Here is a 24,789-nt window from a genome sequence, read left to right on the forward strand (position 1 = left end):
CAATGGCCTCTTCCAATTTCTCCGCTGCCGTTTCCGCCTGGGTCGAAAAGACCAAGCGGCGGATGGAGGATGTTGTTCACACCTCGTCCCGGTTGTTGGCCGAGGCCGTTGTCGAAGGCACGCCCGACGATGGCGGGGCTCTGGCGCAATCCTTCCGGGTTTCGGGTTCGGCGATACCGGTCTTGCGGGCAGGGGCGTCGCCCGATCCTGCCTCTGCCGGCAGCTTTGGCTTCGATGCTGCGCCGGTCAATCTGGCGATCCTCGGCGTGCCGCTCGGCGGCATGATCTATATGGGCTTTACCGCACCCTATGCGGCCGCCGTCGAATTCGGCAACGAAGGCAAGGCGGGCGCCGGCATGGTGCGACTTGCCGCGCAGCGCTGGTCCGACATCGTCGAGCAGGCCGTGCGCGAGACGGCTTAAAGCAAAGCTTCTTCAACTCACAATCAGGCAGGATATATGGCGACGGCAACGGACGCACTCATTCTGGCTGCGCTGCTGGATCACCTGGCGGCGCTGACCTTCACACCGCCGCTACCGGTGGCGCAGCCCGGCATCGCTTTTCCTCCTTCGGGAGAAGATAAGCCGGATAATTATTTGGCCGTCGCTTTCCTGCCGAACCGCACCCGGCAGGTGACGCTGGGCGACGACCCGCAGCAAAAGCGCGGGCTTCTACAGGTGTCGGTCTATTGGAAGGCCGGCGCCGGGTTGATCAAGCCGCTCGATACCGCCGGCCTGATCATCGAGCATTTCAACAACAAGACGCTGTTTGCCTCTGACGTGAAGATCACGATCAGCGGCGAGCCGTGGGCCTCTGGCCCGATCCAAGAGGATGACCGCGTGCAGATACCGGTCACCATTCCCTACACCGCCTTTGAACCGGAGAGATGATCCATGGCGAACAAAAGTACCAAGAAGGGCTCCAAGGTCTACGTATGCGAGACCGCCCAGAATACCGATCTGACGGCCAGCACCTATGCCGCGCTGACCTGGGTGCAGGTCGGCAAGGTCGGCAATATCGGCGATTTCGGCTCCGACTCCACCATCAACAATTACAATACGCTGGACGAGCCGGTGCAGCAGAAGCAGAAGGGCGTCTCCAATGCGGGCGACCCGGAGCTTGAGGTCGCCTCTGTCGCCGACGATGACGGCCAGGTCATCCTGCGTACTTTCGGCGACCCGCTCAACGTCAACAACATGGCGATCAAGATCGAGCGCAACGACGCGCCGCAGGGCATGACCAACACGATCTTCTATTCGCGTGGCGTCGTTTCCGGCCCGCTCTATCCCGGCGGCGGCTCCGACGATTTCGATCTGGAGAAGTTCAAGATCGGCCTCAACCAGCTGCCGATCCGCGTCGATCCCGTCGCAACGCCGTAAACGCGCTCTTACGAGCCCACGCGCGCTCAAGCCGGGCGCGCGGCCACTTCCGTATTTTCCAACCGATAAGGTGTTTCCTTGGATATCTCCAGTCTCGTCAATTCCGAAGATCTCTTCGAGCTGCAGCTCCTGCATCCGGCAACCGAGGAGCCGCTCGGCATCTCCCTCATGATCCGCTCGGCCGAGAGCAACGAGGTGAAGAAGATCGTTCGCCAGCATAGCGATCGCTTCCTCGCCAGCCGCAAGAAGAAGCTGACCACCAGCAAGGTCGAGGCCGAATATCTCGACAAGGCCGCCGCCGCCATCGCTTCCTGGAATTGGGGCGAGCAGCAGTGGAAGGGCGAGCAGCCCGAGCTTTCCTTCGACAAGGCCCGCGAAGTCGTCGAGGAGGCCGGCTGGATCTACGACCAGGTGGCCGGCGCCTCGGAGGACCGCGCAAATTTTATGAAGAGCTTGCCGAAGGGCTCTCCGAAGCCGTAAGGATCGTCGCACGCTACGATTGCGTGCGCGACAAGAACGGCGAAACCCGGCGCGAGCGCAACGAGGCTTTCGAACTCGACAGTCCGGAAGCCGAAGTGCCGGAGGCCGGATATGCGCTCTGGGACTGGTTCTGGGACCTCCGTTCTGCGCAGGCTCCCGGATTTTCCGGCCCGGCGCCGCTCTCCCACCAGGAAATGCTGGCCTGGCTGCGCCTGACCGGCAACCTCCTGCGCCGTGAGGAGATCGCTGTGTTGAAGGCGATGGATGGGCGCTATTGCCAGGCCGTGGAGGAGGAGACGGAGGCGATCAGGGCGCGGGAGGCGGGGTAGAGGGTCTGGTTATAGAACTTCAGTAGGTAAGTCTCACATTGTCTACGGCAGCGCCGGCGTCGGTACCTTGTATGCCGACGTAGCTGCAGGCCGCTTCAATCCGCTGATATCGGCTTTGGACGATGGCGTTTGTGCTCAAATAGACATAAAACTCTACCGGTCTCAGAACGCCTTGATCGAACTGTTTCAGCTTCTCTTCCCGCATCGAAGGGCTGTCGTCGGTCTTTTCAAGGTAGCTTGCGAATGCACTGCGACCCATTGGAAATTGGGCTTTGGAATGGTCAACTTGAGTATAGGTAGCTGATGAACCCAGGCGAAATTTCAATGCAGCTTCGCAGGTTGCCACCATTGTTAGCACCGCTGCAGGTTTTGATGGTGTGGCCGCTTTCCACTCACTCGTGTTTTGAGGAAGAGGCTTCTTTTCTGGCTCAGCGTAGCCAAATTCTTGGTTGCACGCGTCAACCTCTTTGGTCGCCGCAGAGGTCATTTTGTCGAAAAAGTCGGTAGTTGCCCCTGCATTGAATAGCTTTACGTCTTTCCAGAGACGAAAGCAGAACGAGGCTCGAATATCAGGAAACTCCGCTCGGCAACTATCTGCTTCAGCAACCATGAGAGCTAATGAACCATATGTCTTTTCTCCTGCTTTCGCACGGACTTCTTCTCTCAATGCATCGGTGCATTTGAATTTTCGTTCGGCAAGCTTGGCAGCCTTCTCCTCCTGCCATGCCTGGTAGTATTGCCAGCCAACAACACCGCCGACAATCGCGGCGCTCGCGATTACCACTACGCATGCGGTTGCGATCAAAGCTTTTAGCCAAACGTCCATAAGTGTCTCTCAGAAATTTTAAGGAGTACCAGTGGGGTGCCGTTACTTCAGCTGAACAGCCGTCTGAATGTGTCGCGAATCCATCCCGTATAGGGGAGTGCACGCGGAGAATGCAGTCAGAAGTAGCTGAAACCTCATAGTCGCCCGCTTTTCTTAGCGCTGCGTCTCTAACCACTCCGCGTTCGTTTTGCCGTCAACCATTACGTAGAGACGGTCCGCTCTGGAGGTGTCTTCATTGTCAGTTGGATACTGACATCTGGAGGTGCCGCGAATTGGTGTGCCATAGGCGTTAGGAGCATCGTAAGTTATGAGAACCTCAAACATCTGAGGTTTTACACGGCCTCGGTCAAAATCCTTCATCCTGGCTCCCTGGATGAGTGGCCCATATTCGTCCCCGGCCAAATAACGTTTGTAGTCGTCGCGGCCGAGAGGCTCTTTGGATTCTTCGATTTCGACCCGCTTGTATCCTGCCGGCGCTATAAGTCTCAGTTTCAAAACCTCTTCGCACACGGTCACCAATTTCGATTCAGAAAAATTACAGCCGCCAATGGCTGGCAGCAGAAGAGCCAGACCGGCCAATCGCCACAATCTAATCACGAAATCCCCCACTCAAAGCGCAGGGTTGTATTTCGCATGTTTTGAAAAGGTATGCCAGTGACAGATATTGCAACTTTGGGTGTGAAATTCACGATCGTTGGTGCTGATCAGGCTGCTGCAGGCATAAATCGTGTTGCTGTTGCGGCAGACAACGTTGAGATGGAAGTAGGGGCGGCGGCTCGCGCGATTAGTACGCTAGGCGTCAAAGCGGCCGCAAGCACAGGAGCGATCGGCAAAGCGACGGCTGTCATGATAGAATGGAAGAACAGCTGTTCTTCTACAGCGGGAGCCGTTGACAAGGTTGCGGGTTCACTCACCGGCATGAATGTAGAAAGCCAGAGCAACCAAAATTCAATCGAGGCGGTGAGCATAAAGGCGAAAGACCTGAAGGATGTCCTCATTGAAATGGGCACCCGAATGGCAAGTGGCGACTCCCCATTTATGATTGGCCTTCAACAAGGCGGAAAATTGGGCGAAATGCTCAGCGGAGCAGGGGGGCTTACTGGGCTTGTGAAGGGCTTGGGCAATGCATTTCTAACAATGCTTAATCCCATAGGTTTAGTAACGCAGGCGCTCACCTTCGCAGGAGCTGCCGCAGTACAGTATTTTTTAAACGCTGGCCGAGACGTTAAGAGCGTTGACGAGATACTGAAGCGACATGCAGAGCATATTGCAGAGCTCGGGCCGACTTATCAGAAAATGAACGAGCAAAAAGAAGAGGCTTTAAAGCTAGGCCCCACTATTACAAACGCCAATCTGAAAGACGATTACAAAAACGCCCAGAAGACGCTCAAAGCTGAGGGTGAAAAGGCGTCTCGTTCAATTCTTGCGGATATGCTTGGGCAGCAAGCGCCTTATGCCGACCAGATATTATATATACCGCCAACTACTTTTGATCCGGCGATAGAAGCCATCGACAGATTCAATAAATCGATTGAATCTGGGAAGATAAAGGCGATAGAATTTCAGAATGAGATAATTGAGCTTCAGAATTCTGGTAAAATAACAGAGGAAGTTGCGGGAAAACTGCGAGAATATTCGAGCAATGCAGTTGCAGCTCAAAGTAAACTATCGGTCTTGCGTGATAAAATCGACCCTGTTGCACAGGCATTTGCCGAGATGCAGGATAAGGTTAGTAAAATAAATCCCTTTGGTGCCAGTAAACTGCAGGAACCTCAACGGGTGCTTGAGGATTTGCTTCGAAATTTGCAAGCAAATCAAAGCAGTGCAGAAGAACTGAATCAGAAAATCCGCGAACTCAGCAACGCTCATCCTGATCTCTCTCAGGCTTTGGAGGAAATTCGGCAATTTGGTTTGATCGCCCTACAAGCAATGAAGAATGTTCAAGGTTTGGGTAACGCGGTGCGTACCACACCCCATTCCAGCCGCTATTCTCAAGAGGAAACAGTTAGGCGCGTAAAAAATTTCGATGATCGATTTGGTCCAGATGCCGGTGCTCCCGTCAAATACAGCGATATACGCGAACGTCTGAACGCACAAAAAAAGGCACTTGAGCCGCCAAAAACTATCGACAATGGAGCAGGGCTCGGCTCAAGCCGCGGTCTGATTCGCCCAGCCCAAGAAGCTACGAGCGCATATGATACGCTGCAAAAATCCGTCGAGTCTCGTATCGAACAAATGCGGACGGAAGCCCAAACTATAGGGCTTAACAGCATTGCCGTCGAAACTTTGAAAATGAATTTGGAGCTCTTGCGCGCAACAGAAGATAAGTCTCATGCGGCGGCCCCCGGCCAAATACAAGATATCAAGAACAGAATTGCACAGTACAATGCCTTGGCGACGGCGACCGCGAATGCCAAGCTCGCGGGCGATATCCAGTTCCAGCAGGAACAGATGGGCCGCTCGACCATCGATCAAACGGTCGCTTCGACGCAGAAGCAATATGGCCTTCCGATCGACATGAATTCGGCCTCGGCCAATATCATTCGCTACAATGAACAGCTGAAATACGCCCGCGAGCTTGCCGGCGATTTCGCCTCGACGCTCGTCAGCGGCTTGCGCAATGGCGAAGGCCTTTGGAAATCCCTGGGGAAAGCGGCGATTTCCGTGCTCACCAAGATTTCCGACACGCTACTGAACGATGTGCTCAACAGCCTGTTCAAGGTCAACAGCGCAGCCGCCGGCGGCGGTTTGTTTGGTGGCGGAGGGCTCTTCGGTGGCGGCGGTGGCCTGGATCTCGGCATCCTTGCGCAGTCGCCTCAGGCGGCCGCCGCGATAGCGAGCGGTTCGGGCGGGCTCTTTGCCGACGGCGGCTACACCGGCGCCGGCGGGGTTAATGACCCCGCGGGTGTCGTGCATGCCGGCGAGATCGTCTGGAGCCAGAAGGATATTGCCCGGGCCGGCGGTATCGGTGTCGTCGAGGCGATGCGTGTCGGGCGGCGCGGTTATGCCGATGGCGGATTGGTGGCGGAAAGCGGGCCGCAATTTTCGAGGGCGCAGCCGAATGCCTCCGTTCCCAACCATCGCCTCAAGGCCGTCAATCAGAACAGCGCTTCCGGCGCCAATTCCGGTGTGCATGTGACGGTCGGGGTTTCGGTCGATGAGAACGGTAATCTGAAGGCCTATGTGAAGAATGTCGCGCAGAGCGAGGCGAAGAGTTCGACGCGGCAGGGGCTGAACGATTTCAATCAGCAGCTTCCCGATCGCGTCGCGCAGATCAACCGCAATCCTCGGAGGCGTTGATGGCCGTTTCCTATCCTTACAGCCTGCCGGACTTCGCCGATCTCCTGAAGATTTCGGGCGTGGTCTGGGATATCCAGCGCAATGACGAGCTTTCCGGCTCCGGCGATGGCCGGGTCTGGCAGGCGGAGCTGGCGCCGCCGCTCTGGACGGGAACGGTGACGCTGGCCGACATGTATAATGACGAGGCGAAACAGATCGCCGCCCGCATCCGCAAACTTCACGGCGCCCAGGAGGCGCTTTTTCTTTATGATCCGCTGTCTAGATATCCGCAGGCCGATCGCGACGGGACAAAGCTCGGCAGCGCTGGTGTCAGCATTGCCGCGCTCGGAGCCGACAATGCCTCGATGAGCCTCAAGGGGCTGCCGGAGGACTACAGGCTCACCATCGGCGACAAGATGCAGATCGCCTATGGCGACCGTTTTGCCTTTCTCGAAGTGTCCGAGACGGTGGCCGCTAACACCGCGGGCGTCACGCCCGTGTTCGGCGTCTTTCCGCATCTGCCGACCGGCATAACCGCCAATCTGGGCGTGGCGTTGCTGCGTCCGGCCTGCAGATGCGTCGTCATGCCGGGCAGCCACAATCCCGGCACCGCGAGCGGCCCCATCACCACGGGCGCTACCTTCAAGATCATTCAGAAGAAATAGCCGATGAAAAACATCACTTCCGCTTTCCTCGCGGCGCTGACCGGCGCGCGCGACACAGGGCTCGTGCCCCGTCGTTTCGTCTGGATCACCGGCAAGAGCTTCGATACCGGGGACGTCGCTTCGATCGGTCTTTGGACCGGGGACGACGATATCGACATCTCCGTCATCTCCGGTATCACGGGCGTGTCGGAGGGGCGGACCTATTATGGCGGCCTCAATCTTCAGTTGAGCCCGATCGCGCGCACGGCCGATCTGACGGTTCAAACCGTGACGATCACCATCGGACAGATCGCGCCGGTCGCGCAGCAGCTCCTGCGCGGCTACGATTTGCGCCTGGCGCCGGTGGAAATACACGACATGACCTTCGATCCGGTCACGCGCCAGCCGAGTTCCGCGCCGGAAATCTCTTTTCTCGGCATCGCCGACGGCGCGCCGATCAAGACGCCTGTTGTCGGCCAGGACGGCGATATCGAGATTTCTGCCATCTCGGCCGCCATCGCCATGCTGGAGCGCAACAATCCGGCCAAATCCTCCTATGAGGGCCAGAAGCGCCGCAGCGGCGACGAGTTTGGCCTTTATTCCAGCACCGTTGCCAACTGGCAGATCCCCTGGGGGCAGAAAGCATGACCGAGCTCCTGAGGGTCAAGAACTGGCGTGCCTGTTTCGTTGCCGAAATCGACCGCCTGAAGCGGACGCCCTTTGCCTGGGGCAGCCATGATTGCGGGCCGGGGCTTGCCGGCAATCTGGTGCTGGCGATCACCGGCGTCGATTGCGCCGCGCAGTTTCGCGGCGAGTATTCGACCGCCGCCGGCGCGCTGAAAACGATGAAGGCGGCCGGCTTCGACAATCTGGCCGATCTCGTCGCCACCATGCTGCCGGAAATCCATCCGAGCGAGGCGCATATCGGCGATATCGCCGCCATTCCGCATGAAGGCCCCTTCGGATACGCCCTCGGCGTCGTCAATGGCGAGCGCATCTTCGTGCTGCGCGAGACCGGCCTCGGCACTGTCGACCTGCTCGACGCCAAGCGGGCTTTTAAGGTCGGCTGAGCCGGCACGGAAATTACGCCTTTCCTCATCACCTATCGGTGACTTGTCGCTGTCGATCTCGTCGGCGGCGCACTCTCTTCATGCGTCATTCGAGGTCGCCAGATCCATGAAATTCCTGATCCTCCTCTTGAACGTTCTCGGTTTCTGGCTGATGGCGGATGCTGCCCATGCCGATCCGATCAGCCTGGCGATCACCGCAATCGCTCAAGCTATCGGCTCGATTGGTTCCATCGGCATTATCGGCAAGCTGGTGCTGACCGTCGCCCTCAATGTCGGCCTGTCGCTCATCGAAAAGGCGATGGCGAAGAAGGATCAGCCGCAGCCAGCCGGGACCAAGCTTGAGATCAGCATGGGGGACGATCACCCCATGTCTTTCGTCATCGGCAGCTATGCAACCGCCGGCAAGCGCAAATATGCAGGCACCTGGGGAGATGACGGCAAAACCCCGAATGCCTATTTCACCGATGTCATCGAGATCGGCAGTCTGCCCAACTATGCCGGCGAGCGCGGCCTGACCAGCGTGTGGATCGACGACCAGGAAGTCGGCGTGCTTTGGGAAGAACCGCATCCCGACGGACGCGGTTTTCCTGTTCTCCAATATCGCGTCGATGGCAAGGATTACCTTTGGATCAAGTTTCTCGATGGCACTCAAACGAGCGCTGATCCATTTCTGATGGCGCAGTTCGGCGCCAATGCCGACCGGCCGTGGAAGCCGACGATGATCGGGCGGGGATGCCAGGTCGTGATCCTGACGGCTCGCTACAACAGCGATCTCTTTTCCGGCATTCCGGCCGGCCTCTACCAGCCGCATCCGATACAGCTTTACGATATCCGCAAGGATTCTTCCGCCGGCGGCAATGGCGTACATCGCTGGGACAATCCGGCCAGCTGGGAGCCCTCCAGCAATCCGGCCATCATGATCTACAATCTGGCGCGCGGCATCTACTATGGTCAGGAATGGGTCTGTGGCGGCCAGAACATCGCCGCCTTCTGTCTGCCGGCTGCGAACTGGATGGCGGCTGCCAACGCCTGCGATGCGGGGGTCACTCTTGACGACGGCAGCGCCGAGCCGGCATTTCGCGCCGGTTATGACGTGCAATGCGATCAACAGCCGCTTGACGTCGTTTCCGAGCTTCTGAAGGGCTGCAACGGCCGCATGGCCGAGGTCGGCGGCATATTCAAGATATTGATCAGCGCGCCGGGTGGCGCCGTCTACTCCTTTTCCGATGACGACATCGTCGTGACCGAGGAGCAGGATTTTCAGCCGTTTCCGTCGCTTTCGGACACCTACAACGCCATCGAAGCCACCTATCCGGAACCGGCCGAAAAATGGGCGACGAAGGATGCGCCCGGCCGCTACAACGCGGATCTCGAAGCTCAGGATGGCAATCGTCGGTTGCCGGCGCAGATCCAGTTGCCGGCCGTGCCATTTGCCAATCAGGTGCAGCGCGTCGGTCTGGCAATGATCCAGGACTACCGGCGCTTTCGCGTGCAACAGATAGCGCTGCCGCCGGATGCCTATCCGCTGGAGCCGAACGATGTCGTTTCCTGGACTTCGGCGCGCAACGGTTATGACGAAAAGAAATTCCTTGTCGTCAAGGTCGAGCCACAGCCGAATTTCCTGATCGTCGTCACACTGAAAGAAGTCGATCCCGCCGACTACGACTGGCACAGCGGTCTGCAACTGCCCATCGCTACCGGCTGGATCGGCCCGATTGCGCCACCATCACAGCCAATGGTCGGCTGGACCGTCGAGCCGGCGACCGTGAAAGACGCCGGCGGCATCGATCGTCGGCCGGCGATCAAGATCAGCTGCGCGCCGGATATGGACGATGTCGAGCGCGTGTGGGTGCAAGTCCGGCTGAAGGAGACCGGCGATATCGTCTTCGATAGTGACAGCACTCGTTATGCCTCACCGTTCTCCTGGGTGCTCTCGGGGCAATGGACGCTGTCGAACACCGACTACGAGGCGAGGGGCCGTTACGTCCCCAAGTCCAACCGCGCCACGGATTGGTCGGCCTGGCTGGCAGTCAAGACACCGAATGTCCTAATCCAATCGGGCGACGTTCTCGATGGCGCCATCATCGCCTCCAAGATCGCCGACGCGGCCGTGACTGCCGAAAAGATCATGGATGAGGCGGTAAGCAATCTGAAGCTAGCCGATGCGGCCGTTTCGACAGCCAAGATTGAAGTCGCGGCGGTGACCGCGCAGGTGCTTGCTGATCAGGCGGTAATTTCGTCGAAGTTGGCCGATGCTGCTGTGACGGCTCAGAAGCTCGCTTCGGAGGCGATCGACGCCACCAAGTTTGCCTCCAGCATCGAGCCTGTCGGGATCGCCACGGGTGAGAGCCTGCCGACCACCAAATCCACGACGACGATCGTTTGGAACGGCAAGCTCTATCGCTGGGACGGCACTGCCTACGTGGCGTCTGTTGCGTCCACTGACATCACCGGCCAGCTTGCCTCGTCGCAGATTGCCAATGGGGCCATCGGCAATCCGCAGCTTGCCGCTTTGGCGGTCGATGCAAGCAAACTCGCGGACGGCTCAATCAGCGCGGCGAAGCTCGCCGCTGCTGCCGTTGATGCGACCAAGCTTGCGTCTAGCATAAAGGCGGTCGAGATCGTTTCGGCTCTGCCTTCTACAGGTAACGTCGAAGGCCGGTTCGTCTATTTGACAACAGACGAAAAGCTTTACCGGTACACCGGCAGCGCATGGACTTCAGCGGTCCCGGCCACGGATGTTGCCGGGCAAATCGTCAGCACGCAAATAACCGATGGTGCGATCTCGACACCTAAGCTTGCGGCCGGCGCGGTCATCGCATCGACCATTGCGGCCGGTGCGGTAACAGCGGGCGCAATCGCTGCCAACGCGGTCACGACAGGGAACATCGCGGCAGGCGCGGTTACGGCTGGACAGATAGCCGCGGGCGCGATCACCGCCGACAAGATGGTGCTTGGCGACTTCACGAACCGCGTCGAAAACCCGAACTTTGGCGCGGGCGATGTTAGCTGGTCGAAGTCCACCGGCATCACCATCGTGAATGACCCGGCAAACGCCTACGTCGGTAGCTGGTATATGAACGTCGGCGTAGGCGCGACTGGCCTCGCCTCCAGAAATTCGAACATCTTTCCCGTCCTTCCTGGCGAGCAGTATTTCCTGCAGGTGTTTGCGAAGGCGGTGGGGGCACCCAACAATCCCCTCACGGTGCGTATGCGCTTTCTGCTGGCAGACAAGATATCACTCGTCAGCGCACCAACTGTCGGGAACTACACGGCTGCCGACACGGCATATATTGAGAGGAACGCGGTTATCACCGTTCCGGCCACCGCTATATACGCATGGATCGACGTAACGGTGGCAGCCGGGTCTATCACCACAGGTGGCTACGCTCTTGGTTTCATTTCCTGCCAGCGCCGCGATACGGGCAATCTGATCGTTGACGGTGCGATCACGGCTACCAAGATCGCAGCCAATGCCGTTGCGGCGGCCAATATCGCGGCAGGCGCGATCACTGCTGACAAACTGGCTATCGGCAGCGGCGGCAACTTCCTGTCGAATTCTGATTTCTCGGCTGGCCTTGCGAATTGGAGCTATGAATACTCCAACGGTCCTGGATTTACGGTGTCCTACCGTACCGACACCTACGCACCTACAGGCGGTGCGATGCAGATTTTCTGCGCGAACAACACGCAAGGTATCGAATATGGTGTCGCTCCTACCATCGCTACAGTCAACTCCACAGGGTTCACGATAGGGCAGGTCGCCCGATACCCCTGCGTGGCGGGGCAATGGTTTGAGTTTTCAGGCTATTATCTGGGCCTGAATAGCAACGGCCTTCTGCCCTATATGGGCTTTTTCGATGTAAATGGCGCAGCGTTAGCATACCCGAACGCGGGTATTCTCCCAGCAGCGCAAAACATCGACCCGCATTTCAACTTGGCCAACTACCAAAGGTTCTGGTTCAAGGCGCAAGCTCCCGCTGGCGCGGTGACGTGCGTAGCGTTCCTGCGCCACAAAGGCACTCTGCCGAGTCAGGCAAACAGTTATATCTTCCTGACGCGGCTGTATTTCGGCGAGGCTAACGCGAACCAGTCACAGCCCACCCCCTGGTCACCATCTGGCATCACGATGGTTTCGGGCGGCAATATCATCACAGGGGCGATCACGGCGGATAAGATTGCGGCTAACACCATCACTGCCGCTCAAATAGCTGCGGACACCATCACCGGCGCTCAAATCGCTGTAGGCGCTATCTCAGCCTCTGAAATAGCTGCCGATGCCATCACGGCGGCCAAATTGGCATCGAACTCCGTCACCACGGACGCGCTCGCGGTTGGCTCTGGCAAGAACCTGCTGCAGAACGCAGGTTTCACTATGGGCATGGATTGCTGGGTGATCAGCTTCGCGAGTGGCCCGATCCCCAGCCCAATTTTTCGTATCCGTGCCGTCACTGAAACATGGGCCGGACCGAACTGCCCGACCCTGATGCTTTCTTATGGCGCACCGTCAGGCAACAACTATTACAGTGACGTTCAATGGTTGCGGCCTGACGCCCCGACGCTGCCGAACAGCCTCAAATATGGCGTGCCCTGTGCTCCGGGCGACTGGTTCGAAGTGTCCGCCTACGTCTCTGCCCATCGCTGCTTGGTCGAGCTGCGGCTGCAGTGGATCGGTTCAGATGGCCTCGCTGTCGGCTATTCCACGGCCAATCAGAACAACGGTATAGCTGGCAGCCCGACCAATCCGGACCTCTGGACACGTCTCAGGTGCGTTGGTGCTGCTCCTGCCAATGCGGTCGCGGTGGCCATTCATGTCCGCAAATGGGAAACGATCGCCGGCCAAACTGATAGCTATATGTTCCTCAACAAGCCGATGCTCTGCCGTTGCCCGGCGAACGCGTCGGAGTTTACGCCCTGGAGCGATGGTGGCGTGGTGATGATCACCAACGGCGGCATCGTCGCCGACGCCATCACGGCCGACAAGATTGCCACCAACGCCGTGACGGCGGATGCGATCGCAGCCAATGCGGTGACAGCCGGCAAGATCGCGGCGGGTGCGGTGACTGCAACCACCATTGCGGCCGCGACGATCACGGGTGACAAGTTGGCGGCCAATACGATCGGTGCTTCCCAGATCGCGGCCGATGCCATCACCGCAAAGCAGCTCGTGCTGACCGACTTCTCCAACATGGCCGACAACGGCTGGCAGGCAGGCAGCATCGACGGTTGGACGACGCAAAACAAACAGAACTTCTACCTCGACAACGGCCAGGGCGATGCTTCGGGCTACCTCCTGCAGTCGCTCGGCCGAGACTGCGCCTATTCTAACTTCGTCGCGGTCTCGCCCGGTGAAACCTATGCTTTTGATGTTTGGGTTCTTAATACCGATGCGAACTTGGCCAATGTCTATGCCTTCGCGCGCTCGCCTTCAGGCACGGTGTCGCCTGTACTAATTACTGGAACGAACACCAAAAACGCATGGGTGCGCCTTCAGGGCAAATACACCGTGCCCTCTGGCATTACAGCGCTTGCCATGGATTTGCAGGTCAACAAGACCGCAGGAGCAGGGAACTCTTGCTACTGGTCGCGGCCCGTCATGCGCCGGGCCGTCAGTGCCGAGCTGATCGTCGACGGCGCGGTTACCGCCAACAAGATCTCGGTGAACAGCCTTGATGCGCTTACCGCCAATCTCGGTGCGGTCAATATCAGTTCGGCCGTCATCGGCTCGCTGCAGGTCGGCACGTCTAACATCTCCGGAGGAGCGGTCACTGCTGTCGGCGCCGGACGCGTCGCTGGCACGCAGACCATCGGCGCTGGCGGGACCATCAATCTTGTGAGCTGCGTCGTCAATGTTGCCGGCGATGGCCGCGTCGTGATCGACGCCATGACACTCGGCCAATTCAACCAGAATGGCGGTAGCCAGAACTCCCAGCCGGTCGGCTGCAACATCTTCCGCGACGGGGGCGCGATCTTCAGCCAGACCTACTATCTCGGCGTTGTTCAGACCGTCGTCACTAGCACAGGTGGCAGCAACAGCCAGACCTCTCAAGCGACCTATACGGCCGGCCTTGTGGCGGTCTCGGGCCTATATGACGCTCCCGGCGCGGGCAACCATACCTACATCCTGCAGATTTTTTGCCCCGGCAACACCATCGGCTGGAACGAAAGCAACATCACCGCGACAGCGCTCAAGAGGTAACTCCGTGACAGCGTTAGAAGACCGAACGATTCACTACATCATCCATGGCCCGGACGGCAAAATCCGTCAGAGCGGCGACTGCGCCTTGAGCCTACTGCCGGATTATGCCGGCATCTATGGCGAGGGCTTTAAGGCTATCGAAGTGCGAGCCGACCAATACCGTCGCGATATCGACGCGCATTGCTATGTCCTCGACGGCATCATCACCACCAAGGGCACAGCCGTTGACGTGACGGATTTCACCATCAAGGCCGATGGCACGGAGGAGGTGCGCTTTGCCGTGCCGGCCGGAACCTCGGTCATTCATGAGGGCCGGATCGTCGCCGTCGCGGACAATGTCTTCGAATTCGTCACCGATGTGCCCGGCGATCACAAATTTTCTTTCCAGTCACCGGCCGCCTATCGCGATTTCGAGGTGACGATTCATGCGGTTTGATCATCGTGCCGACCTCAGCCAGCTCAAGACACAGATGATGGCCGAAATCGATCATCAGGTCGCCGTCGTTCGCGCCCTGTTCGTTACCCTCATACCCGGCCAGGAAGCCGTCTATTCGATCAAACGGCAAGAGGCTCTGTTGATCGTTGCCGATCTGCAGCAGGGTGCCAACGTACCCGATGGAGAGACGCCTAACCTTACTGCCGAAGCGGCCGACGATAGCGTTAGCCGTTTCGAGAAGGCCGTCGAGATCTTGACGCGAGATCAGCATTGGGCGACGGGGGCGCAGATGATCGAAAGCCGCCGCCGATCGGCAAAGGCCGCCCTCGCAGTCGCAACCACAGCCCCCGATATCCGCGCCGCCGCCGCCATCGATTGGCGGGACGTGCGCGCTTATGCCCAAACCTAAGCAAAAAGGACTGCCCATGTATCGCATTGACAGCATGTATGAACCGATGGTGGAGGCGCTGCTTGCAGCCCGTGCCGAGAACAAGGCCGATCGCTGGATGGCGTGCGTCGCCTTCTGGCTCGGCCGGCAGCAGATCTACAATGTCGCCGATTACTGGCTTGCGCTCGGCGCCAAGATCACTGCGGGACTGCCGGCCGCCGACAAGGATGCAGTCCTTGATCAGCTCAGCAAGCAGGAAACGGCTTTGGTCGATGCCGCTGGCGATTGGCCGGAAACGCCGTCCAGCCTTGTTTCAGTCGTCGCCGGTTGGTCACCGGAGCCCGTTCCCGTCGATCTGCAGGCTTATGCTGCAGCCAAGCGCTACGCGGTCGAGACTGGCGGCATCGTGCTTAACGGCATGTCGGTGATGACCGATCGCCAGAGCCAGGCGCTGATCACCGGAGCCTATGCCTACGTCCAGGCTAACCCGACCGTCACCGTGAGTTTCAAGACCCCAAGCGGCTTCGTCAATCTGGCGGCCGCTGAGGTGACCGCTGTCGCAAATGCGGTCGGCGCCCATGTGCAGGCGAGCTTCGCTGCAGAAGATGCGGTTGTCCAAGGCATCGCGGCTGGCACGATCAAGACGGCGGCGGATATTGACGCCTTTGCGTGGTCGGCGGTTGCAGCGTAAGGGGAAGAACTTCATGCCTACCCTTGTGAATTCTCTCAGGAAACAAAATGAGTTTCTGTAAGGTGAGGTTGAACGTTTTGCCAATGCTGTTGACGAACTTACCGAACAGGTGGCACAGGCGCGAGCGCAACAGAGGTAAAATAAGATGCTGAAGTTGCGTCTGAGAGGCCAGGAATGGGCCCCGTCGGTGAAGTAACGATGATCTCGCCGGGCGGTGAAGCCGTACAGAGTGGTCTCTGCGAAGTTGCAGAAACGTGACCCCCCAGTTGGAATAAAAGAGCCTAAAAGTTTCCGTCCGCTATGGAGGAACTAGGCGGCTAGATTGCCAGTATTGAGGAAGATCCAAGCGATCTTCAGAGCTCTGTCGCCGAATCTACAACAGCCAAAGGACCATTCATGGATCGCGCGAAATTCTTCGCGGCGGTGCGTTTGCCGTTGTTCGGCGGGCGGCTGTCGCAAAATCAGGTGAACGGCATCGAGGCCATCCTCGACAGCTGGGAGGCGAGCCCCTTCGATGTGCGCTGGCTCTCCTACATGCTGGCGACGACCTATCACGAAAGCGACAACACGATGTGCGCCATTGTGGAAAATCTCAACTACTCTGCCGCGGGCCTCAAAGCGATATTTCCGAAATGCTTCACGGCAGCGCAAGCGGCGACCTATGCCCGTCAGCCGCAACGCATAGCGAATCGCGCCTATGCGAACCGCATGGGCAATGGCGACGAGGCAAGTGGCGATGGCTGGCGCTATCGTGGGCGGGGTCTGGTGCAGATTACCGGTCACGACAACTATGAAAAATATGGCATTGCTGATGAACCCGACCTGGCACTCGATCCGGCCAAGGCTGTCGAGATCTTGCGCGACGGCATGATCAATGGCCGATTCACCGGCAGAAGGCTGGCCGACTGCTTCGGCGCGACAGTGACCGACTGGATCGGCGCTCGCAAAATCATCAACGGCACTGATCGGGCCGCGGACATTGCAGGCTATGCCAAGTCCTTCGCCGCAGCGATCGAAGCAGCGCGTTAATCGGCATCGCCGGACCGCGACAGCACAACACAATCATTTTCCCTTTAGCAAAAGGATTATCACATGCGCGCTCTGCTCTTTGCGGCGGCGGCCGGGTTTGCTTTGTCCGGTTGTCAGACTGCATCGCTCAATAGCTCGATCCAGCAAAGTCTTCAGAAGGCCTGTCAAGCATTGGAAACAGCGCATGCCGCTTTCATGTCCATCGCCACGCTCGGTGCAGTCAAGCAGTCGGTCATCGACAAAGAAGCCGCGGTTTACATCGGCGTTCGAACACTTTGCGCTGACCCGGAGCACGAAACAGCAGCGGAAGTCCTGGCACAAGTGGCGCAAGCCTACGCGACAATCAATGCTGCGCTCAACATCGCCCGACAGGTACAATAAATTTCACCTTTTCATAAAGGAAACCTTATGTTGAATACCAATGCTCTGCACAATGCTTTGAATATACTGATCACGTTGTCGGCGTTGTTGGTCGCCATTCTGCTGGCGACGGGCTGCACGCAGCTTGGCGACGGCACACTGGAATGTTCGCAATCCCTTATCGGTCCGAGTTTCACGGCCTATGTCGTTGCCGCCCTCGGGGCGCTCAAGATGGTAATCAATATTACCCGCGACGGGCTTCCCGGCTTGGTGAAGCCTCAGCCGCCAGTCGTTAAATGAGAGCGGCCTCCTTGGCTATCTTAGTTGGAAGGAAGCCGTAGATTCTCATTTCAAGATCTTGCAGAGACAGGTCATGACGGTCAACGAATTTCTCGATGCGTTAGGCATCAAGGTCGGTGTTGTCATCGCTGGCCTCTCCGGCGGCATTTTGCGCGGCCTATCTCGTCGTCGATACACCACGCGAGAAATCGTCGCATCACCCATCTGCGGGGCGCTGGCGGCGGCTTATTTGACAGAGCCGGCGCTTTACTATCTGCGTGCCGTCAATTGGCCATTGCCGCAAAAAGACGTTGCGGCCATGAATGCCACGGCCTTCGTGGTCGGTGTCTGCGCCATGTGGATCGCCGACTTGATTTTCGATTCGATTTCGCGGTGGATCAGAGGCGGAAGGGCCGTGCCCTGACACCGCCGTCATATGCCGTATTGTCGCAATTATTTCAGTCTGCCCCGATGGATTTGTCGGTTTCACCGCGTGCTGGCAATTTCCCTATCTCGCCCTCTCCTTAACGGGAGAGGGCCTTTTTTGCGTTTGTGGATTTTGCATCGTTCTGGACAGCGTTTTGCTGAAGCACATTAACTGAGCGGCGACGTGGGATTTCCGTTTCCATTGCCAAGCACGATGGCTTTCATCTGAACTAAACATTATCACCGCCGTCATTACGCTGGTAATAGTGATTGGCAGACATCGGAGATGAAAGGCGCCTGTGATGAGCCAATGGCCAGAAACCCGGATCCTTGACCTATTCGCCATCGACATCCCTATCATACAGGCGCCAATGGCAGGCGCGACGACGCCGGAGATGGTGATTGCGGTCAGTGAGGCCGGCGGACTCGGATCCTTGCCAAGCGCGCAATACAGCGCCGAGCAACTCCGGGCAGCTCTGGATACGATACGAGCGGCGACGAAAAAGCCGATCAATGTGAACTTCTTCGCCCACACTGTGCCCGAAAACGATCCCGCGCGGCAAATGGCGTGGCGAGCGCGGCTTGCGCCCTACTATGTCGAGGCGGGGCTTGATCCCGCCGCACCGATTCCGGCTGGCGGACGGGCGCCGTTCGATACCTTCTTCTGTGAAATTGTAGAGACCTATCGGCCGGAGGTCGTCAGCTTTCATTTCGGGCTGCCGGACGCGGGTCTAATTCAACGGGTACGGGCAACCGGAGCTAAGATCATCTCTTCAGCGACCACGGTCGCAGAGGCGCAATGGCTTGCCGAACGTGGCGTCGATGCTGTCATCGCCATGGGTTTCGAGGCAGGAGGTCATCGCGGCAATTTTCTGACGCAAGATATGGCGACGCAGGTGGGCACTATGGCGCTGGTGCCCCAGATTGCCGATGCTGTCGCCGTTCCCGTAATTGCCGCTGGCGGAATTGCGGACGGACGCGGGATTGCGGCAGCTTTCGCACTTGGCGCCGCCGCCGCGCAGATCGGTACCAGCTATTTATTTACGCCCGAGGCGAAAATTCCTCCGGTTCACCGCGCAGCGCTCGAGCGCGCAGGCGACGACAATACGGCGTTGACCAATGTCTTCACCGGACGCCCAGCGCGGGGGGTGATGAACCGTATCATGCACGAGGTTGGGCCATTTTCCCATTTGGCGCCAGCATTTCCAACGGCTGGTGGTGCACTGGCGCCGCTGCGTGCCAAGGCGGAGGCGGCTGACTCCGGCGATTTCACCAACCTCTGGTCCGGTCAGGCCGCGAAATTGGCGCGATCGCTTCCGTCGGCTGAGCTGACCACTGTTTTGGCGAATGACGCGATCGCGCTTATGAAGCGGTTGGCAAGGCATGATTAGTCAAGCAAATGAACGCGATGAAAGCTCAAGCCGCACCAACAAGGACCTTGCCGTTTTCGAATATCGACAAGCGGGTCTTGGGGATTCGTTTTGGAGCATATGGGGTGCGGGCGGTTTGCACTGGAATTTATGAACCGGGTCATGAGACGACCGACAAGAACGGTTTCGTCAGGATGCTCTGGATTATGTTCGCAATCTCGATATGCCGATCGTGCATTAAAAGGAGGAGATATCAATGGGTTCCACGGCTGATTTAGCAGATCGTTTTGCCGTTTCCACATGGTCGCTACATCGCGCGCTCGGAGGCACTTATCCTTACAAGCCTGGCGGCTTGGACGCGCCGGCGCGCCAGCCGACCTATGGTGAGGGTTCGGTCGAGCTGATCGATCTCCCGAGACAGTTCGCCGAACGTGGCATTTTCCGCATGGAGATCTGCTCGTTTCATCTACCGAGCTGCTCGCCTTCTTATATTGCCGACCTGCGGAATGCCCTCGATAAGGCCGGCGTCAAGCTGCAGACGCTATTGGTCGAAGACGGCGATCTCAGCAGTCCCGAGACGGCGGAGCGCGATGCTGAATGGATGGCGAGCTGGATCGAGATTGCTGTGGCCCTCGGCGCCGAGAATATGCGCGTAATTGCCGGCAAGTCGCAGCCGACTGACGAGGCGCTGACCCGGGCAGAAAAACATCTTCGTTGGCTGGCCGAACGGATTGCCGACACCGGTATCCGCCTGGTGATTGAAAACTGGTTTTCGCTGTTGCCGGGGCCGGTCGAGGTCAATCGTGTGCTTGATGCTCTCGACGGCAAGCTTGGTCTCAACGGCGATTTCGGCAATTGGAAAGGCGCGGGCAAATACGGCGATCTGGCCAGGATCATGGGCCGCGCCGAGCTCTGCCACGCCAAGGCGCATTATTCTGAAACTGGCCTCGATACCGAGGACTATGTTCGCTGTGTCGAGCTCTCCAATGCCGCCGGGTACAAAGGTCCGTTCACGCTGATCTACGATTCTCCGTTTTATGCAGACGAATGGTCAGGGATTTTGGAGGAGCGGAATTGCATCGCCGCTGTGTTGCGGAAGGCCGCGGCGTGATAGCCCTATGATTACGGCGGCGGAGGAGGGGCCTCCTTCGCTGCACGCGGACTTTAGGCATCGATCGGAAGAGCCGATGCAGAGGAAACGCCGGCATGTTCTCGATTTGTCAGGCTATCGCGGAAAGGCTCAAGTGTATAGTTGAGCCCGTAATAGGAGATCAACTTCCAGTTGAAGCGCTGGTTTTCGGCTGAACGGCGCTATGAATTTCAATGAAATTCGTACTCGTATAGGGCGCCCAGCAGTTGATCCTGTGTCTGATAACCGGCGTCATAGAGGCTGATCGCGACATTTGCCGCGGACAGGCCTTCCTGGCTTTGCAGTTTGATGCTGCGTTCGGCGCACCAAGCATAGAGCGCGCCGGCGAGAATGTCGACATCATCGGGATATAGGGGCGAGTTGACCATCATAGACATTCGCTACACCGTTGTTGGAAGCTCACACTTGAGCGGGGCGGAGCAGAGACTGCTTTGATTTCAAAAGATTGCAATCGACTTCTCTCGCCGGCGTTAATGCCAGCCTGATATGATACAGATCCAGTTTCGTATCGGGACATATGCTCGCTGGACGAGAAGCTATTGCGGCGTCTGATCGGGCGCGTGCGGCGCCGGATTTTCGAGCTGATCCTTGCCGTTACGCGGCACGGCGAACAAGACGACGCCCAGCGCAAGGGCCAGCGCCACCATGATCAAAAGGATAAGTCTCGGCCGCGAAGGCATCATTGATGGACCGGATGCGACGCTTCGACTGCTGCTTCAATCAATTCCTCGGCATAGGAGAGGGCGGAGGCTGTGTCTTCGCCATCGAGTTTCAGTTCGCGGCATTTCCGATGCATGGCCCTGCGAATCTCCGACAGCAAGGTCGCGTCGACGTCGACATGGCCTTCGTAGAAGACATGCGTCAGCGCGGATTGGGCGACGACTTCGAGGACTGCGACACGCCCCTCGATTTCGCCGAGTGAAGGAATGGCATTTTTCTCCACATGGTGTTTGCAATCGCGATGAGTGGTGAGCATTTCCGTGGTCCTCCTCTGCTGAGGCAGATAACCAATGAGAGGCGAAAAAGTTCAGCCAAATTCTATGAAATTATGGTCTTTCGGCAATTACTTTTCTGAGTTTCGTCGTTGATGGCGAAACATGCTGAAATCGGTCATTTCATCGGGCAGAGATTCGCATCCGTTAGCACATCGGAGCAGCGTGGCGAACGGCGGAAATCGTCGTAATAGAGTGTCCAATCCGTCGTATCGGCGGCGCGATAGGGGCCAAACTTGAAATACTGGTTTTTGCCCAGACCCTTGTCGGCATGACCGATATGTCCCTTAACGGTGACAATCCATTTGTCGTTGGCGAAGAGTTCGATATGGCCTGTGCCGTCAGGGCCTGGCTTGCTGTAGATGGCAAAATCGATCCAGCCGGAATCCGGCGTCGGCAGCTTGTTGCCGTGGTCGGTAACGGTGATGGCACTGGTGCAGCCGGTAAATTCCTTGCCGTCCTCCTTGCCCCACTTGCTGTCGGTGGCGACCAGGGCGCGCATCTGGTTGGTGTCGGAGCGAAACCAGACTGGCGTCTTATGGTCATCACATGTCTTTGTTGCGTCGCTGACGTCGGTCGTCGCTGGGGCGACATAGTTGGTTTCGACGGTGGCGAAGAGTTTGCCATTGTTTAGTCGCAGCGCCAGGAAAGGACTGAAGTCCCCCTTTGCCTTCGGCCCGATCTCGCGCTTCCACTGCGCAATGAGATAGCGGTGATCACCGGAGGGGATGGGATCGGCGAATTTGACGGCAAAACCGTACCAGACACCCTGGTTATAGGGGACACGATATTTCGTGCGCTCCCAGATTTCGGCTCGCTCGCTACAGTTTTCCTTACCTTGTGCGCACAACGGCTTGACGCTGAGTTTCAGCGCACCAGTGCCCGTGCGCTTCACCTCCGATTGGAATTCGACTTTGCCGGCTTCCTGTTCAAGATTGTTGCGATAGTAGAGATGTCCTGTGGGAGCGAAGTCCGTGCCGTCGAAGCCGTCGCGCAGCACCAATTGAGCGGGATCTTTAGCCAATGCCGGGGTCATAGCGCAGGTGCAAGTGCAGGCCAGAATGGCGGGCAGTGCATATTTTGCGTTCATGACAGGAGGCTCCTTCGGCGGGTTGATTGTGGAGCGCTATCAATGACCTGTTCGTCTTTGCGGGGCAAGGGGAGGCGACATTCGGTACCAGGTCACGGTCGCTGGTCGATGCCAGAAGACAGCGGTGGAAATTCATATCTGCGTAGATCTCAATATCTCAGCCGACTGGGGGGCCATGTCGGCGAGCTGACTTTTTAGCCGGATGGTGGTTCGAGGCTTTCGAGCCCGAAGACTACGATCCTTGCTTTTGGCAAAAATGGCGGCTCGGCTTAGACATGCCCAAGAGATGAGTGGACAAATCGCCTCGTCCGCGTTTGATAAGCCGAACAATTTTGGAGGAAGGATTTCCATGACGCTCGAACACGACCTTAGCCGCATTGCGCTGCAGGAGGAGACGCTGCGCTTCGATGCTTTCGATCTTTCGACGGCTTGGGTGCTTGGCAAATTGTTGCACGACCTTGCCAGCGAGCGCAATTTTGGTGTCGCGATCGACATTACGCTGCATTCCATGCCGGTCTTTTACATCGCGTTGCCCGGTTCGACGCCTGATAATTCCAACTGGATTCGCCGCAAGCGCAATATGGTGTTGCGTTATTTCCGCAGCAGTTACGCGAGCACGCTGCGGCTGGAACAGCAGGGTAAGACGATCGAGGACAACGGACTTTCCAGTGCCGACTATGCCGCATCGGGCGGCAGCTTTCCGATCTTTGTCAACGGCACAGGCTGCATTGGGGCCGTCACCGTGTCGGGACTTCCGCAGCGTGAAGACCACAATCTCGTCGTGGAAGCCCTGGCGCTCACGCTTGGCCACGAACTGCACAATCTCAGCCTGTCGTAGAGGTCAATTGCGGCGTCACGCTCAAAGCGGACGCCGCCCTTGATCTCAGATTTTCCCGCCGGCTTCGGCGATGACTTTGGTCAGGCTGCCGGTTGCTGGGAAGAGTGGGATGAGGCAGGCCTGCAGGGCGTGATAAATGTCGCCCTTGCCAGGGAAAATCGTGTGGGCAGGAACTAGGTCTTCCGTCAGTTCCTCATACCAACCACCATTTTTGTGGTCGATGAAGAAGTGGCCGATGGTGCCCCAGATCTTGCGATAACTTTCCTCGTGGAAATCGCTCGGCACGTGCTCGTTGAGATAGTGTGCCGCACCGGCACCTTCGCAGGCGGGCCACCAGAGCTTGTTACGCTTGGCAGGGACGTCAGCCCAATCGAGCGTATAGAAGAAGCCGCCCTTGTCATCATCCCAGCCCAATGACATCGATTGGGAGAACAAACCCTTAGCGGCGTCTGGCATCCAATCGTGTCGCTTGCCACCGAGAGACCAGAGTTGCAGGACGAGGCGCGCCCATTCCAGCCAATGGCCAGGCGTCGTGCCGGAAGGACGGAACATTTCGTTGCCGCGATAATCCTTGTCCAGCACCCAGTCGGCATTGAAGTGTTCGGCGACGCGCCAACCAACAGAACCGGCGGAACGACGGATGACGAGATCGGCTATGCTCTCGGCTTTGTCGAGGTACGTTTTGTCGCCGGTCGCTTCGAAGGCGGCCATCAGCGCCTCCGTCAGGTGCATATTGGAATTCTGGCCGCGATAGCTGCCGCCGTCGATCGGCGACCAATCCTGATTGAACTCCTCGGCGATTGCGCCGTGTTTATCTTCCCAAAATTTCGTGTTCAGAATTTCGGTCACATCGGCGAGCATGCCGTCAGCGAGAGGGTGGCCGATGGTCTTGGCAGAGGAGGCGGCGAGCAGCACGAAAGCGTGGCCATAGCCCTGCTTGCTTGCATCGACGGGACCGTCATTGTTGAGCGACCAGACATACCCTCCATGCGTGGCATCGCGGTGATGCTTCCAAAGGTAGTTCATGCCGTGATCGACGATATCTTCGGAGCCGGGACGCCCGAGCAGCGAACCGATCGAGAAACAATGCACCATACGCGCAGTCAAATGAATGCCGCGCACAGGATTGACCGCATCGAGCGGCCTGCCCGCATCGTCCATATCGTAGAATCCCCCCTTGGGATTGATGCCGCGATACTGGAAGAAATCGAAAAGCCCGCTCGCTTGATCAAGCAGCCAGCGCCGGTGGTAGGCTCGCGTGCTCCAATTTCCGAGTGCTGCCGTTTCACGCTGTATGCTCATGCTATCCTCCCAAGACTCTTTTGCCATAAGCCCTATAGCGCCGCCAGAAAGTCCTGTCATGACTCTATGGAATGAAACTGTGTCGGCTGCTTTGCTTTGTCCACGGCTGAAGGGGTTACCAGCCGGTCGCAATGGTATTTTCGGAAGTGCGGCAAACAATAGAAGCTTTATCCTTGCGTCAAGCTTCACCTGGGCATAGATATGTTGACATAAAGATATCTTTATGTGATCT

The 24,789-nt window shown here is 57.9% G+C and carries 26 protein-coding genes; 20 read left to right on the forward strand and 6 right to left on the reverse strand.

Annotation, left to right across the window (positions count from 1 at the left end; genetic code table 11):
* Positions 1-2: 2 nt before the first annotated feature.
* From FHT86_RS02775 to FHT86_RS02795, 5 genes are all read left to right on the forward strand, one after another.
* Positions 3-422, forward strand: coding sequence for an HK97 gp10 family phage protein (locus FHT86_RS02775; RefSeq protein WP_133705414.1), 420 nt, complete (start codon positions 3-5; stop codon positions 420-422).
* A gap of 36 nt (positions 423-458) precedes the next feature.
* Entirely contained in the window at positions 459-890 is a 432-nt protein-coding gene (locus FHT86_RS02780) for a phage tail terminator-like protein (protein ID WP_133705415.1), read from the forward strand.
* A gap of 3 nt (positions 891-893) precedes the next feature.
* Positions 894-1,379: a hypothetical protein gene (locus tag FHT86_RS02785; protein WP_183868520.1), complete on the forward strand. Its 486-nt coding sequence runs from the start codon at positions 894-896 to the stop codon at positions 1,377-1,379.
* Positions 1,380-1,457: 78 nt separating this feature from the next.
* Positions 1,458-1,859 carry a hypothetical protein gene (locus FHT86_RS02790; protein WP_133705417.1) on the forward strand — a complete coding sequence of 134 codons (402 nt, stop codon included), beginning with the start codon at positions 1,458-1,460 and terminating at the stop codon, positions 1,857-1,859.
* A gap of 23 nt (positions 1,860-1,882) precedes the next feature.
* Positions 1,883-2,188, forward strand: a complete 306-nt coding sequence (locus FHT86_RS02795) for a hypothetical protein (protein WP_133705418.1) — start codon at positions 1,883-1,885, stop codon at positions 2,186-2,188.
* Positions 2,189-2,207: 19 nt separating this feature from the next.
* Here the strand turns inward: FHT86_RS02795 and FHT86_RS02800 are convergent, their stop codons facing one another.
* Both FHT86_RS02800 and FHT86_RS02805 read right to left on the reverse strand, forming a co-directional pair.
* The gene (locus FHT86_RS02800; protein ID WP_133705419.1) at positions 2,208-3,014 is read right to left on the reverse strand and encodes a hypothetical protein; all 807 of its coding nucleotides are present in this window, start codon (positions 3,012-3,014) and stop codon (positions 2,208-2,210) included.
* A gap of 153 nt (positions 3,015-3,167) precedes the next feature.
* The gene (locus tag FHT86_RS02805) at positions 3,168-3,611 is read right to left on the reverse strand and encodes a hypothetical protein (protein ID WP_133705420.1); all 444 of its coding nucleotides are present in this window, start codon (positions 3,609-3,611) and stop codon (positions 3,168-3,170) included.
* Positions 3,612-3,668: 57 nt separating this feature from the next.
* Here FHT86_RS02805 and FHT86_RS02810 point away from each other — a divergent pair, with 57 nt between their 5' ends.
* From FHT86_RS02810 to FHT86_RS02875, 14 genes are all read left to right on the forward strand, one after another.
* The gene (locus FHT86_RS02810; RefSeq protein ID WP_166656734.1) at positions 3,669-6,314 is read left to right on the forward strand and encodes a phage tail length tape measure family protein; all 2,646 of its coding nucleotides are present in this window, start codon (positions 3,669-3,671) and stop codon (positions 6,312-6,314) included.
* A complete protein-coding gene (locus FHT86_RS02815) occupies positions 6,314-6,958 on the forward strand; it encodes a hypothetical protein (RefSeq protein WP_133705422.1) in 645 nt (214 codons plus the stop codon). Before FHT86_RS02810 ends, FHT86_RS02815 begins: the two co-directional genes overlap by 1 nt.
* A 3-nt stretch (positions 6,959-6,961) precedes the next feature.
* Positions 6,962-7,585, forward strand: a complete 624-nt coding sequence (locus tag FHT86_RS02820) for a hypothetical protein (RefSeq protein WP_133705423.1) — start codon at positions 6,962-6,964, stop codon at positions 7,583-7,585.
* Positions 7,582-8,007, forward strand: a complete 426-nt coding sequence (locus FHT86_RS02825) for a DUF6950 family protein (protein ID WP_133705424.1) — start codon at positions 7,582-7,584, stop codon at positions 8,005-8,007. The genes FHT86_RS02820 and FHT86_RS02825 overlap by 4 nt, the downstream gene beginning before the upstream one ends.
* Before the next feature lie 106 nt (positions 8,008-8,113).
* Entirely contained in the window at positions 8,114-14,206 is a 6,093-nt protein-coding gene (locus FHT86_RS02830) for a phage tail protein (RefSeq protein ID WP_133705425.1), read from the forward strand.
* Positions 14,207-14,210: 4 nt separating this feature from the next.
* Positions 14,211-14,642: a hypothetical protein gene (locus FHT86_RS02835; RefSeq protein WP_133705426.1), complete on the forward strand. Its 432-nt coding sequence runs from the start codon at positions 14,211-14,213 to the stop codon at positions 14,640-14,642.
* Positions 14,632-15,051 carry a hypothetical protein gene (locus FHT86_RS02840; RefSeq protein ID WP_133705427.1) on the forward strand — a complete coding sequence of 140 codons (420 nt, stop codon included), beginning with the start codon at positions 14,632-14,634 and terminating at the stop codon, positions 15,049-15,051. The genes FHT86_RS02835 and FHT86_RS02840 overlap by 11 nt, the downstream gene beginning before the upstream one ends.
* Positions 15,052-15,067: 16 nt before the next feature.
* Positions 15,068-15,721, forward strand: coding sequence for a DUF4376 domain-containing protein (locus tag FHT86_RS02845; RefSeq protein WP_133705428.1), 654 nt, complete (start codon positions 15,068-15,070; stop codon positions 15,719-15,721).
* 396 nt (positions 15,722-16,117) lie between these two features.
* On the forward strand, positions 16,118-16,750 hold the full coding sequence (locus FHT86_RS02850; RefSeq protein WP_133705429.1) for a hypothetical protein: 633 nt from the start codon (positions 16,118-16,120) through the stop codon (positions 16,748-16,750).
* A gap of 63 nt (positions 16,751-16,813) precedes the next feature.
* The gene (locus tag FHT86_RS02855) at positions 16,814-17,131 is read left to right on the forward strand and encodes a cell wall anchor protein (protein WP_133705430.1); all 318 of its coding nucleotides are present in this window, start codon (positions 16,814-16,816) and stop codon (positions 17,129-17,131) included.
* 27 nt (positions 17,132-17,158) lie between these two features.
* Entirely contained in the window at positions 17,159-17,410 is a 252-nt protein-coding gene (locus tag FHT86_RS02860) for a hypothetical protein (RefSeq protein ID WP_133705431.1), read from the forward strand.
* 73 nt (positions 17,411-17,483) lie between these two features.
* Complete coding sequence (locus tag FHT86_RS02865; protein WP_133705432.1) at positions 17,484-17,813, forward strand: hypothetical protein; 330 nt, start codon at positions 17,484-17,486, stop codon at positions 17,811-17,813.
* A 304-nt stretch (positions 17,814-18,117) separates the two neighbouring features.
* The gene (locus FHT86_RS02870; RefSeq protein ID WP_133705433.1) at positions 18,118-19,206 is read left to right on the forward strand and encodes an NAD(P)H-dependent flavin oxidoreductase; all 1,089 of its coding nucleotides are present in this window, start codon (positions 18,118-18,120) and stop codon (positions 19,204-19,206) included.
* A 235-nt stretch (positions 19,207-19,441) separates the two neighbouring features.
* Positions 19,442-20,296, forward strand: a complete 855-nt coding sequence (locus tag FHT86_RS02875; RefSeq protein WP_133705434.1) for a sugar phosphate isomerase/epimerase — start codon at positions 19,442-19,444, stop codon at positions 20,294-20,296.
* Positions 20,297-20,505: 209 nt separating this feature from the next.
* Here the strand turns inward: FHT86_RS02875 and FHT86_RS02880 are convergent, their stop codons facing one another.
* The 3 genes from FHT86_RS02880 to FHT86_RS02890 form a co-directional block, all read right to left on the reverse strand.
* Entirely contained in the window at positions 20,506-20,712 is a 207-nt protein-coding gene (locus FHT86_RS02880) for a hypothetical protein (RefSeq protein ID WP_133705435.1), read from the reverse strand.
* A 302-nt stretch (positions 20,713-21,014) separates the two neighbouring features.
* Positions 21,015-21,311, reverse strand: a complete 297-nt coding sequence (locus FHT86_RS02885; RefSeq protein WP_133705436.1) for a hypothetical protein — start codon at positions 21,309-21,311, stop codon at positions 21,015-21,017.
* 134 nt (positions 21,312-21,445) lie between these two features.
* Entirely contained in the window at positions 21,446-22,363 is a 918-nt protein-coding gene (locus FHT86_RS02890; protein ID WP_409527577.1) for a polysaccharide lyase, read from the reverse strand.
* Between the two features lie 403 nt (positions 22,364-22,766).
* Between FHT86_RS02890 and FHT86_RS02895 the strand changes: the two genes are divergently transcribed.
* Positions 22,767-23,255, forward strand: coding sequence for a heme-degrading domain-containing protein (locus FHT86_RS02895; protein ID WP_133705438.1), 489 nt, complete (start codon positions 22,767-22,769; stop codon positions 23,253-23,255).
* Between the two features lie 45 nt (positions 23,256-23,300).
* On the opposite strand, the gene FHT86_RS02900 is transcribed toward FHT86_RS02895, so the two are convergent.
* The gene (locus tag FHT86_RS02900; RefSeq protein WP_133705439.1) at positions 23,301-24,557 is read right to left on the reverse strand and encodes an AGE family epimerase/isomerase; all 1,257 of its coding nucleotides are present in this window, start codon (positions 24,555-24,557) and stop codon (positions 23,301-23,303) included.
* Positions 24,558-24,789 lie beyond the last annotated feature (232 nt).

It is taken from the genome of Rhizobium sp. BK313 (genome assembly GCF_014193655.1).
In the GTDB taxonomy this organism is placed as follows: Bacteria; Pseudomonadota; Alphaproteobacteria; order Rhizobiales; family Rhizobiaceae; genus Rhizobium.